Raw genomic sequence first — 11,281 nt, 5'->3', positions numbered from 1 at the left:
CTTCATCGTTCGACTTGCATGTGTTAAGCACGCCGCCAGCGTTCGTCCTGAGCCAGGATCAAACTCTCCGTGAATGTTTACCGGTAATCCGGTTGCACACCACGAGAGCGGTGCGAGAGGAGGAATAGTCCCCTCGCACACAGCGTCCTCGCTGTGTTTTTTCAAAGGAACCTCGACCATCGGATTGTTCCGACGGACGGGGTATCAACATATCTGGCGTTGACTTTTGGCACGCTGTTGAGTTCTCAAGGAACGGTCGCTTCCTTTGTACTCACCCTCTCGGGCTTTCCTCCGGGCGCTTCCCTTCGGTCTTGCGTTTCCGACTCTATCAGATCCTTTCGGCGTCCGATTCCCGGTCGGCGGGATTTGTCTGTGGGCTTTGGGCTTTCGCCCGTCGGCCTTTCGACATTCACTACGTTAGCTGATTCTCTCGGCAACTCATAATCGAGTTCCGCGGGATTGAATTCGGGCATGCGGGCACGCCAGAAATCGCCCCGGTCGAGGGGAACTAGCAGGTAGTGGGTTGGCCGCTCCGGCTGCTGGCGATTGCCGTACCCGGTTCAGCGGCTCGGGCTACATTACGCACCTCCCAAGGGCGCGTCAACTTGAGCGGCGGCGGGCGGTGTGGGCCCTGTAGGGGCTCACAGTGGGGTCGTTGGCGACCCAGTAGCGCCAGGGGTGGACGCCGCCGTCGCCGGCCACGCCCGTACGCGGACCGTTGCGTACCTGGTCGGAGGGGACCGGGGCGCCGGTCAGCATCCGCAGCGGCGTCTCGCCGGGGGCGCACGCGTCGGTGCCGTCGAGGGTCCGGTCCACGCCGAGTGCCGTGGCCAGGCGGGCCGGCCCTTTGGCCAGTTCCTTGTCGTTTCGGGCCGAGAGTCGACGTTTACGCGCGAGCTCCGCACCCTCGACGATCTCCCCCGCGCGGAGCAGGACGGCGCTCGCCCGACCGTCCGGACCGCAGACGAGGTTCATGCAGTGCCACATGCCGTAGGTGAAGTAGACGTACACGTGTCCGGGGGGACCGAACATCACGTCGTTGCGGGCGGTGCGGCCGCGATAGGCGTGGGAGCCGGGGTCGTTCGGGCCGTCGTACGCCTCGACCTCCGTCAGACGCACCTCGATCGGACCGTCCGGGGTCTGCCGTACCAGGATCCGACCGAGGAGGTCGGGCGCGACCTCCAGTACGGGGCGGTCGAAGAAGGTCCTCGGCAATGGCGTACGGTCCGGGGGCGCGATCATGTCGTACGAGCGTAGTCCAGGTAGTTCCGTACCAAGGGCTGGTCAAAGGTTCGCCCGATTGCCAGGGTGTGGCGCGGAACCGGCAGTGCCCGGATCGCGTTTGTAGGGGTCAGGGATCCAGACGTAAAGGGAGAGTCATGGCGTTCAAGAAGCTGCTCGCGAGCCTGGGGGCCGGCGGGGCTTCGGTCGAGACGGTGCTCACCGAGGTCAACGTCGTGTCGGGCGGTGTCGTCCAGGGCGAGGTGCGGATCCAGGGCGGGTCCGTGAACCAGGACATCGAGGGGCTGTCCGTCGGTCTGCAGGCGCAGGTCGAGGTGGAGAGCGGCGACCAGGAGTACAAGCAGAACATCGAGTTCACCAAGGTGCGCCTGGGCGGGGCCTTCGAGCTGCAGGCCGGTGCCGTGCACGCCGTTCCGTTCGGGCTGGAGATCCCGTGGGAGACGCCGATCACGATGATCGACGGTCAGTCCCTGCGCGGGATGCACATCGGGGTGACCACCGAGCTGGAGATCGCCCGCGCGGTGGACTCGGGTGACCTGGACCCGATCAACGTGCACCCCTTGCCGGCGCAGAAGGCGATCCTGGACGCGTTCATCCAGCTGGGCTTCCGCTTCAAGAACGCCGACATGGAGCGCGGCCACATCCGGGGCACGCGCCAGCGACTGCCGTTCTACCAGGAGATCGAGTTCTACCCGCCGTCGCAGTACCGGGGTCTGAACCAGGTCGAGCTGAGCTTCGTGGCGGACGAACATGCCATGGACGTGATCCTGGAGATGGACAAGAAGCCGGGTCTGTTCAGCGAGGGCTCCGACACCTTCCGGTCGTTCCAGGTCGGTCTGCACGACTACCACGGGACCGACTGGGCGGCTTACCTCAACCAGTGGCTGTCCGAGGTCGGCAGCAAGCGCAACTGGTTCTAGGCTCGGTCCCACTGAACGGATTCGATCAGGAGGTACCGAGGTGACCGAGCTCAAGCGGCGGCCGCTCCCCCACGACTTCCATCCGCCCGTGCCGTCCTTCACGGTGACGAGTGAGGACGTCGAGGAAGGGGCGACGCTCAAGAGCGCCCAGGTCTACGCGGAGGGCAACACCTCGCCGCAGCTGCGGTGGGAGGGGTTCCCGCCCGGGACCAAGAGCTTCGCCGTGACGTGTTACGACCCGGACGCCCCGACGGGCAGCGGGTTCTGGCACTGGGTCGCGTTCGACATCCCGGCCTCGGTGACCGAGCTGCCGGCGGGCGCGGGCAGCGGCAAGTTCGAGGGGCTGCCGGCGGGCGTGGTCCAGGCGCGCAACGACTACGGCACCAAGGAGTTCGGCGGTGCCGCGCCGCCGCCGGGGGACGGGCCGCACCGGTACGTCTTCACGGTGTACGCGGTGGACCAGGAGAAGCTCGGTCCGGACGCGGACGCCTCTCCCGCCGTCGTCGGCTTCAACCTGCGGTTCCACGCGATCGCGCGCGCCCAGCTCATCGGCGAGTACGAGAACCCCCAGAAGGGCTGACGAGGAGTACCGAATCAGCCGAGCGTTCATGGAACGTTTGCCCGCCCCCGGTCTTGGAAGTGATCAGGGGCGGGCATTTTTTTATTGCGTTGTCCATCTCGGCGCGCCCGTCCAGAGTTGATCCAAGCCCGCCGGGGAGTGGGCGGTGCACACGGGAGGTGGGCTGGATGCGGGACACGCTGGTTCTGAACGCGAGCTTCGAGCCGCTGTCGACGGTGACGCTGAACCGCGCCGTCGTTCTGGTGCTGACGGACAAGGCCGTCGTCGAGCAGGCCCACCCCGAACTGCGCATGCGCGGTGCCGAGGTGGACATACCCGCGCCCCGGGTGATCAGGCTCTGCAGATACGTACGGGTGCCGTTCCGAAGACAAGCCCCGTGGTCGAGGCGGGGTGTGCTGGTGCGCGACCGGCACAAGTGCGCGTACTGCGGGCGGCGGGCGACGACCGTGGACCACGTGGTGCCGCGGGCGCAGGGCGGTGCGGACGCGTGGCTGAACACGGTCGCCTCGTGCGCGGAGGACAATCACCGCAAGGCGGACCGGACTCCGGAGCAGGCGGGCATGCCGCTGCTGCGGCAGCCGTTCGAGCCGACGCCGCAGGACGCGATGCTGCTGGCGTTGGGGCAGGACGACTTCGACGCGTTGCCGGAGTGGCTCGCGCAGCCGGCCGCGTAGCGGGCATGTGAGAGGGGCTCGCCCCCCACCACTCCGCGGCGTGCCGGTAGTCGCCCCCGCCGCGGGCCGCGTCGGGGCATTGTCTCGGGGGCTCGCCCTCCGTGGAGGGCGAGCCCCTCTTCGTGTGTACGGGAGTCGTCCGCGGGGGTCGTGTCCGCGGGCGGTCAGTCGATCTGCGGCTTCTCCCGGCGCTCCGAGCCCGGGCCGTTGTTCTGGTTCGGGACGGAGGCTCCGCCGCCGCCCGAACCGCCCCCCAGCGGGCCGAAGTTGCCCATGGCCCCGGAGAGGCCCTTCAGGGCGTCGCCGATCTCGCTGGGGACGATCCAGAGCTTGTTGGCGTCGCCTTCGGCGATCTTCGGCAGCATCTGGAGGTACTGGTAGGAGAGCAGCTTCTGGTCCGGGTCGCCGGCGTGGATGGCCTCGAAGACCGTACGCACGGCCTGGGCCTCGCCCTCTGCGCGCAGGGCCGCGGCCTTGGCCTCACCCTCGGCGCGCAGGATCTGGGACTGCTTCTCACCCTCGGCGGTGAGGATGGCGGCCTGGCGCGTACCTTCGGCGGTGAGGATCGCGGCGCGCTTGTCACGGTCGGCGCGCATCTGCTTCTCCATCGAGTCCTGGATGGAGGTGGGCGGTTCGATCGCCTTGAGTTCCACGCGGTTGACGCGGATGCCCCACTTGCCGGTGGCCTCGTCGAGGACGCCGCGCAGGGCCGCGTTGATCTCCTCGCGGGAGGTCAGCGTGCGCTCCAGGTCCATGCCACCAATGATGTTGCGGAGCGTGGTGACGGTGAGCTGCTCGATCGCCTGGATGTAGCTGGCGACCTCGTAGGTGGCGGCCCGCGCGTCGGTCACCTGGTAGTAGATGACGGTGTCGATGTTCACGACCAGGTTGTCCTGGGTGATCACCGGCTGCGGCGGGAACGGCACGACCTGTTCGCGCAGGTCGATGCGGTTGCGGATGGTGTCTATGAACGGGACCACGATGTTGAGGCCCGCGTTGAGTGTCCGCGTGTAGCGGCCGAAGCGCTCGACGATGGAGGCGCTGGCCTGTGGGATGACCTGAATCGTCTTGATCAGGGCGATGAAGACCAACACCACCAGAATGACCAAGACGATGATGACCGGTTCCATCGTCGCTCCCCGTACCCCTCTCCGCCGCGGCGTTTCGGCAGATCTTGTGGCTGTTGAAGATCTTGCTGGACGAGTCTGACAGACCGTCGCACGACTCGGGAGGTGTTCGGTTCAGTTGAGTCCTGCGAGGTCAGATGACGATCGCGGTGGCCCCCTCGATGTCGACGACATCCACTGCCTGGCCCACGTCGTAGGCACGGTCGGTGTCGAGCGATCGGGCCGACCAGACCTCCCCGGCGAGTTTGATGCGGCCGCCGGAGCCGTCCACGCGCTCCAGCACGACGGCCTGCTTGCCCTTCAACGCGTCCACGCCTGTGGCCAGTTGGGGGCGCTGCAGGCTGTGCCGGGCGGCTATGGGCCGGACGACGGCGATGAGGGCGACCGAGACGGCGACGAAGACGAGTACCTGGGGCACGACGTCGAGCCCGAGGCCCGCGACGACCGCGGCCGCGACGGCCCCCGCCGCGAGCATGCCGAATTCCGGCATCGCGGTGACCACGAGCGGGATTCCGAGCGCCGCCGCCCCGACGAGCCACCACACCCATGCGTCGATGTCGTTCACATGGTCATGGTAGGTCCGCACATCCCGTGCGGACAGGGCGCGTTGGGGGTGACTCAGGACAGCGGCAGGCCCTGGGCGGTCCAGCGCTCGCCGACCTGCTCGACGACGAGCGGGAGACCGAAGCAGAGGGAAAGGTTGCGGGAGGTGAGTTCGAGCTCCAGCGGACCGGCGGCGAGGACCTTGCCCTGACGGATCATGAGGACGTGGGTGAACCCGGGGGCGATCTCCTCGACATGGTGGGTGACCATGATCATCGAGGGGGCGATCGGGTCGCGGGCGAGGCGGCCGAGGCGGCGGACCAGGTCCTCGCGGCCGCCGAGGTCGAGGCCGGCGGCGGGCTCGTCGAGCAGGAGCAGCTCGGGGTCGGTCATCAGGGCGCGGGCGATGAGGGTGCGCTTGCGCTCGCCCTCGGAGAGGGTGCCGAACTTGCGGTCCAGGTAGTCGCTCATGCCGAGGCGGTCGAGGAAGGCGCGGGCGCGCTGCTCGTCGACCTCGTCGTACTCCTCGTGCCAGGCGGCGGTCATGCCGTAGGCGGCGGTGAGCACGGTCTGCAGGACGGTCTGGCTCTTGGGGAGCTTCTCGGACATGGCGATGCCGGCCATGCCGATGCGCGGGCGCAGGTCGAAGACGTCGATCTTGCCGAGGGTGTCGCCGAGGATGGTGGCGGTGCCCTTGCTGGGGAAGAGGTAGCTGGAGGCGACGTTCAGGAGGGTGGTCTTGCCCGCGCCGTTGGGGCCGAGGATGACCCAGCGCTCGCCCTCCTTCACCGACCAGGAGACCTGGTCCACCAGAGCCCGGCCCTCGCGGACCACGGATACGTCCTGAAGCTCCAGAACATCGCTCATGAGCGCGTTGTCTCCCCTTGCAGTGTGGCCGGTCTCGGCTGTCGCGTACGCCTGTGGCTCGGTCCGCCGCGCCGGTGGGCGCAGCCCCTACGAAATCTACGCCACCGGTGCCGCGGTCCATTCCATCGGTCCGGTCCTTAGGGTGGGGGCATGCTCTCGGAACCGCGTTCAGGACGCCTCGCCGCTTGGGGTAATGCCCTTTTGGCCGGACTTGTCTCTCCGGATGACGCCGTGCTCGCCATCGTCGGGGACGACGCGGTGCACCGGGTGGAGGGGTTGCCGGGTGAATCGGCGCCGGTCGGTCTCACGCTCGGCCTGGGCCGGCTGCGGGCCCTCGGGGCGACCGGGCTGCGGGTGGCGTTGCCGACGCCGGGGCATCCGCTGGGCCTGAGCGGGCCGCCGGAGTTCAACGCGCGGGCGCTGGAGTCCGAGGAGGCCGTGATCTGCCACGGCGCCGCGCTCGGGCTGGTTCCCGAGGTGTACGAGGCCGGGCCCGCCGGTGATGTGCATGTCGAGGTGGTCTGGCACTGCCTGCAGGTGCGGGAGGCGCCGCCCGCCGACGTGCCGTCCCTGGGCGAGGCCGAGCGGGAGCTGGCGGAGGCCCTGCGGGACGCGACCGAGATGCTGTCGCGGCTGGACGTCGCCGGGTCCGGGCCGGTGGCCGAGGCGGCGATCGACGCGTACCGGGCGCGGGCCGAGCGACGGCGGGAGGTGCTGGCGCCGGGCTATCCGCCACGGGCGGTGCGGGTGCTGGAGCTCGCGCAGCGGGTGGGGCTGCTGGTCTCCCTGGCCTATGAGAACGGCCACGGGGGTGCCGTGAGCGCCTCCGAGATGACGGCACGGGGGGCGGTGCTGCGGCCGGTGGAGCGGACGGCTCGGCGGGCGCAGGTCGCGGCGTACAACTCCGTTGTGGAGGAGCGGGAGCGGGGGCGGTGAGCGGGGCTTCGTGGTGACCGGCGTTGGTGTCGGCGTCCCTGGGGCTCTGCCCCCGGACCCCCGTTTCGGCCTGGACGGCCTCGTCCTCAAGCGCCGGACGGGCTGCATGGTGCCGGCCTGCGTTGAGTGGGCGCGGCACCGTCACAAGAAAGAAGCGACCGGCCCCCCGGTGCGATGGCGGGAGGCCGGTGGGCAGTGGGGGGTGGGCTCAGTGGTTGACGCCCAGGTTGCCGAAGGCCGGGTTCAGGGCACCGATGACGTTCACGGTGTTGCCGACCACGTTGACCGGGACGTGCACCGGGACCTGGACGACATTGCCCGAGGCGACGCCCGGGGAGTGCTTGGCCTCGCCGCCGGCCCACGCGCCGCCGGTCGTCGCGGAGGCCATCCCCGCACCGGCGGCCACCAGACCTCCGGCCACCATCGTCACGGCCGCGACCTTCTTCAGGTTCTTCACTTCTCTACCCCTCCTGGGTGATCACCGCGGCGATCACCGCGGCACGCACTGGAGAACGGCGGAGATCGCCGGAGGATGCGCCGTCCGGGTGACATTCCCCCGACGGTATGAATCTCACCCTGTCACACCGTGACGTACGGCCCACAGCGCGGCCTGGGTGCGGTCCGCGAGGTCGAGTTTCATGAGGATGTTCGAGACGTGCGTCTTGACGGTCTTCTCCGACAGGACGAGGGCACGGGCGATCTCGCGGTTGGAGCGGCCGTCCGCTATCAGGCCCAGCACCTCGCGCTCCCGCTCCGTGAGTGAACCGCCCCTGCCCTGGCCCGAGTTGGTCTCCTCCTGGGAGAGCAGCGCGTCGGCCACCTCCGGCTGGAGCACGACGTGGCCGGCGTGGACGGAGCGGATGGCGCCGGCCAGCGCGTCGGGGTCCACGTCCTTGTAGACGTACCCGGCGGCGCCCGCGCGCAGCGCCGGGACCACCGTGCGCTGCTCGGTGAAGCTGGTGACGATCAGCACGCGGGCCGGGTTGTCGAGCTCGCGGAGTCTGCGCAGCGCGTCGACGCCGTCCATGCCCGGCATCTTGACGTCCATGAGGACGACGTCGGGGCGCAGCTCCTCGGCGCGGTCGACGCCCTCGGCGCCGTCGGCCGCCTCGCCCACGACCTCGATGTCGTCCTGGACCTCCAGGAAGGTGCGCAGGCCCCGGCGGACCACCTGGTGGTCGTCGACGAGCAGCACCTTGATTGCGTCAGCCACCGGGGACCTCCATCTCGATCACGGTGCCCTTGCCGGGCGCCGACTCCACCGTCAGCCTGCCGCCGACGCCGCTCGCCCGGTCCCGCATGGAGACCAGGCCCAGATGGCGTCCGGCACGGCGGACGGTGCGCGGGTCGAAGCCGCTGCCGTCGTCGGTGACGCGCAGGACGGCTCCGACGGCCCGGCGACCCAGGGTGACGTCCACGTGCTCCGCCCCCGCGTGCCGCAGGGCGTTGTGCAGGGACTCCTGGGCGACCCGCAGGAGGGCCTCCTCCTGGGCGGCGGGCAGGGCGCGGAAGCCCGTGCTGGCGAAGGTCACGCGCGCGCTGTGGGCGCGGTCGAGGACCTGGACCTGATTGCGCAGGGTGGCAACGAGGCCGTCCTCGTCGAGTGCGGCCGGGCGCAGTTCCACGACGGCCGCGCGCAGTTCGTCGGCGGCCTCCGCGGCGAGGCGGGTCACCTGGTGCAGCTCGCCCTTGGCGCGGGCCGGGTCGCGGTCGACGAGCGCGGTCGCCGCCTGGGCCGTCAGGCGCAGGGAGAACAGCTTCTGGCTGACCGCGTCGTGCAGTTCGTGGGCGAGCCGGGAGCGTTCCTCCGCGATGGTCAGCTCGCGGCTGCGCTCGTACAGGCGCGCGTTGGTGAGGGCGATGGCGGCGTGCTGGGCGAGGATCGACAGGAGTTCCTCGTCCTCCTCGGTGAAGCCGCAGCGGCCCTCGGGTTTGGGGCAGTTCTTGTTCGCCAGGAAGAGGGCTCCGATGATCTCGTCGCCGTCGCGGATCGGCAGGCCGAGGAAGTCCGACATCTCGGGGTGGGCGGCGGGCCAGCCCTCGAAGCGCGGGTCCTTGCGCACGTCGGCCAGGCGCTCGGGGCGGGACTCGTGGAGCATCGCGGCGAGGATGCCGTGCTGGCGCGGCAGCGGCCCGATGGCCTTCCACTGCTCGTCGCTGACGCCGTCGACCACGAACTGGGCGAAGCCGCCGTGGTCGTCCGGGACGCCCAGTGCGGCGTACTGCGCGTCGAGCAGCTCGCGGGCGGAGGCGACGATCGTCTTGAGGACGTCGCGCACCTCCAGGTGCCGGCTCATGGCCAGCAGGGCGGAGCTCACCGCGGCGAGGCCGGACCGGGGACGATGACTCATGTCCTCACGGTACCGGCGGGGTGTGACGGCGCGGATCGGACCTGTGACGGCACGGGCTGGGCCCCGGGCCCTACGTCCGGCGGCCTAGGACCGGGGCCCGGACGCGGGGCCTAGGCCGAAGGACCCCGGCGGATTGCGGCCCGCGTCCGAGGCGGGCCGGGCGGTGCCGTTCCTACGTTGATGCCACCGCCGGTCTGCGGCGGCCACGACGAGGGGACGGTTGTCATGCCGGTAGCGATCATCACGGGGGCCTCGAAGGGGCTGGGGCGGGCGCTCGCCGAGGCGCTGGCCGCGCGCGGCTGGGATCTGGTGCTCGACGCGCGGGGAGCCGAGGCCCTCGGGGAGGCGGCCGCGGCCGTCGCCGCGCACGGCGCACGCGTGGAGGCGCCACCCGGGGACGTCACCGACGCCGGGCACCGGGCCGACCTGGTGGCGGCGGCGCGCAAGCTGGGCGGGCTCGATCTGCTGGTGAGCAATGCCAGCGCGCTGGGCGCCGAGCCTCTGGTGCGCCTCGCCGAGCTGCCTCTGGACGGGCTGCGGCGGGCGTTGGAGGTGAACGTGGTGGCGACGCTCGGCCTGGTCCAGGAGGCGCTGCCGCTGCTGCGGGAGTCGCCGGCGGGCGCGGTCGTCGCGGTCAGCTCGGACGCGGCGGCCGAGGCCTACGAGACGTGGGGCGGTTACGGGGCGTCGAAGGCGGCACTGGACCAGTTGGCGGCGGTGCTCGGGGTGGAGGAGCCGGAGCTGCGGGTGTGGGCGGTGGACCCCGGGGACATGGCGACGGACCTGTACGCGGCGGCCGTACCGGACGACGACGATCCGCGGCCGGAGCCGGCCGGTGTGGCGCCCGCCTTCCTGCGGCTGCTGGAGGAGCGGCCGGCGAACGGCCGGTACGCGGCACCCGCCCTGCTGGAGGGGCGGCGATGACGCTGGCGACGGGGGTTCCTGCGGTCGAGCCGGTCCGAGGGTGGGGGAAGGTGCCCGAGGAGCTGTCGGCGCGGGTGCCGGCCGAGCAGCGCGGGCCGGGGCTGGACCGGGATGCCGTACGGCTGCTGGTCTCGCGCGGCACCGAGGTGTCGCACCACGCGTTCCGGGAGCTGCCGCGGCTGCTGCGGGCCGGGGACCTGCTGGTGGTGAACACCTCGCCGACGCTGGCCGCGGCGGTGGACGGGAAGGTGGGGCACGCGCGCGTGGTGGTGCACCTCTCCACGCGCGGGGACGACGGGCGCTGGGCCGTGGAGCTGCGGGACCCGGACGGGCGGGGCACCACACGCGCGCGTGCGGGAGCGCCCGCGGGAACAGAGGTGCGGCTGCCCGGGGGCGTGCGGCTGGTGCTGGAGGAGCCGCTGAGCGCGCAGGGCGAGCGGTTGTGGTGGGCGCGGGTGACCGGCGCGGAGGTGCTCGGGCTGCTGCGCGAGCACGGGCGGCCCATTCGCTACTCCTATACGGACCGGGACCAGCCGCTGTCGGTGTACCAGACGGTGTTCGCGCTGCCGTCCGCGGACGGGGCGGGCAGTGCGGAGATGCCGAGTGCCGCGCGGCCCTTCACGCCGGGGCTGGTGGCGGAGCTGGTGAGCCGGGGCGTGCAGTTCGCGCCGATCACGCTGCACACGGGGGTGGCGTCGGCGGAGGCGCACGAGCCGCCGTATCCGGAGCGGTTCGCGGTGCCGGAGGCGTCGGCGCGGTTGATCAACGCTGCGCGGGCCGGCGGCGGTCGGGTGGTGGCGGTCGGGACGACGGCGGTACGGGCCGTGGAGTCGGCCGCCGGGCCGGACGGGGTGGTGCGGACGGCCGAGGGGTGGACGGATCTCGTCGTCACGCCGGGGCGCGGGGTGCGGGTGGTCGACGGGCTGCTGACCGGGCTGCACGAGCCGGAGGCCTCGCATCTGCTGATGCTGGAGGCGATCGCGGGGCGGGCGGCGGTGGACGGCAGCTACCGGGAGGCGCTGCGCGGGCTCTACCTGTGGCACGAGTTCGGGGACGTGCATCTGATCCTGCCGGAGGAGGGACCTCACGCAGAGCGTTGCTGAGGCAACGGTTGGTG

13 protein-coding genes and 1 rRNA gene are annotated in these 11,281 nt (G+C 70.9%); 6 read left to right on the top strand and 8 right to left on the bottom strand.

Features of this window, described 5'->3' with window-relative positions:
- Positions 1 to 74: ribosomal RNA gene (locus ACWGKT_RS10270) — 16S ribosomal RNA — on the bottom strand; the annotation flags it as partial.
- A 526-nt stretch (positions 75 to 600) separates the two neighbouring features.
- Positions 601 to 1,242 carry a DNA-3-methyladenine glycosylase gene (locus tag ACWGKT_RS10265; protein ID WP_453273218.1) on the bottom strand — a complete coding sequence of 214 codons (642 nt, stop codon included), beginning with the start codon at positions 1,240 to 1,242 and terminating at the stop codon, positions 601 to 603.
- Positions 1,243 to 1,379: 137 nt separating this feature from the next.
- Between ACWGKT_RS10265 and ACWGKT_RS10260 the strand changes: the two genes are divergently transcribed.
- The 3 genes from ACWGKT_RS10260 to ACWGKT_RS10250 all read left to right on the top strand — a co-directional run bounded on the left by ACWGKT_RS10260 (position 1,380) and on the right by ACWGKT_RS10250 (position 3,416).
- Positions 1,380 to 2,162: a sporulation protein gene (locus tag ACWGKT_RS10260; RefSeq protein WP_453273217.1), complete on the top strand. Its 783-nt coding sequence runs from the start codon at positions 1,380 to 1,382 to the stop codon at positions 2,160 to 2,162.
- Between the two features lie 40 nt (positions 2,163 to 2,202).
- Positions 2,203 to 2,742, top strand: a complete 540-nt coding sequence (locus tag ACWGKT_RS10255) for a YbhB/YbcL family Raf kinase inhibitor-like protein (RefSeq protein WP_356142911.1) — start codon at positions 2,203 to 2,205, stop codon at positions 2,740 to 2,742.
- Between the two features lie 167 nt (positions 2,743 to 2,909).
- Positions 2,910 to 3,416: an HNH endonuclease gene (locus ACWGKT_RS10250; RefSeq protein WP_356142913.1), complete on the top strand. Its 507-nt coding sequence runs from the start codon at positions 2,910 to 2,912 to the stop codon at positions 3,414 to 3,416.
- A 164-nt stretch (positions 3,417 to 3,580) separates the two neighbouring features.
- On the opposite strand, the gene ACWGKT_RS10245 is transcribed toward ACWGKT_RS10250, so the two are convergent.
- The 3 genes from ACWGKT_RS10245 to ACWGKT_RS10235 all read right to left on the bottom strand — a co-directional run bounded on the left by ACWGKT_RS10245 (position 3,581) and on the right by ACWGKT_RS10235 (position 5,953).
- Entirely contained in the window at positions 3,581 to 4,546 is a 966-nt protein-coding gene (locus tag ACWGKT_RS10245) for an SPFH domain-containing protein (protein WP_356142915.1), read from the bottom strand.
- A gap of 130 nt (positions 4,547 to 4,676) precedes the next feature.
- Complete coding sequence (locus ACWGKT_RS10240; RefSeq protein ID WP_356142917.1) at positions 4,677 to 5,108, bottom strand: NfeD family protein; 432 nt, start codon at positions 5,106 to 5,108, stop codon at positions 4,677 to 4,679.
- Positions 5,109 to 5,161: 53 nt separating this feature from the next.
- Positions 5,162 to 5,953, bottom strand: a complete 792-nt coding sequence (locus ACWGKT_RS10235) for an ABC transporter ATP-binding protein (RefSeq protein WP_235460427.1) — start codon at positions 5,951 to 5,953, stop codon at positions 5,162 to 5,164.
- A gap of 150 nt (positions 5,954 to 6,103) precedes the next feature.
- Here ACWGKT_RS10235 and ACWGKT_RS10230 point away from each other — a divergent pair, with 150 nt between their 5' ends.
- Positions 6,104 to 6,889, top strand: coding sequence for a hypothetical protein (locus ACWGKT_RS10230; protein WP_453273216.1), 786 nt, complete (start codon positions 6,104 to 6,106; stop codon positions 6,887 to 6,889).
- Between the two features lie 208 nt (positions 6,890 to 7,097).
- On the opposite strand, the gene ACWGKT_RS10225 is transcribed toward ACWGKT_RS10230, so the two are convergent.
- The 3 genes from ACWGKT_RS10225 to ACWGKT_RS10215 form a co-directional block, all read right to left on the bottom strand.
- The gene (locus tag ACWGKT_RS10225; RefSeq protein WP_235460425.1) at positions 7,098 to 7,346 is read right to left on the bottom strand and encodes a chaplin family protein; all 249 of its coding nucleotides are present in this window, start codon (positions 7,344 to 7,346) and stop codon (positions 7,098 to 7,100) included.
- Between the two features lie 114 nt (positions 7,347 to 7,460).
- A complete protein-coding gene (locus ACWGKT_RS10220) occupies positions 7,461 to 8,102 on the bottom strand; it encodes a response regulator (protein WP_235460424.1) in 642 nt (213 codons plus the stop codon).
- Positions 8,095 to 9,240: a GAF domain-containing sensor histidine kinase gene (locus ACWGKT_RS10215; RefSeq protein WP_453273215.1), complete on the bottom strand. Its 1,146-nt coding sequence runs from the start codon at positions 9,238 to 9,240 to the stop codon at positions 8,095 to 8,097. Before ACWGKT_RS10215 ends, ACWGKT_RS10220 begins: the two co-directional genes overlap by 8 nt.
- A 225-nt stretch (positions 9,241 to 9,465) precedes the next feature.
- Here ACWGKT_RS10215 and ACWGKT_RS10210 point away from each other — a divergent pair, with 225 nt between their 5' ends.
- Positions 9,466 to 10,164, top strand: a complete 699-nt coding sequence (locus ACWGKT_RS10210) for an SDR family NAD(P)-dependent oxidoreductase (protein WP_453273214.1) — start codon at positions 9,466 to 9,468, stop codon at positions 10,162 to 10,164.
- Positions 10,161 to 11,267: an S-adenosylmethionine:tRNA ribosyltransferase-isomerase gene (locus ACWGKT_RS10205; protein WP_453273213.1), complete on the top strand. Its 1,107-nt coding sequence runs from the start codon at positions 10,161 to 10,163 to the stop codon at positions 11,265 to 11,267. The genes ACWGKT_RS10210 and ACWGKT_RS10205 overlap by 4 nt, the downstream gene beginning before the upstream one ends.
- Positions 11,268 to 11,281: the final 14 nt, after the last annotated feature.

This window comes from Streptomyces sp. NPDC054794, from assembly GCF_053611585.1.
The sequence above is the reverse complement of the archived record's forward strand: the minus strand, read 5'-3'. Positions and strand labels throughout refer to the sequence as shown.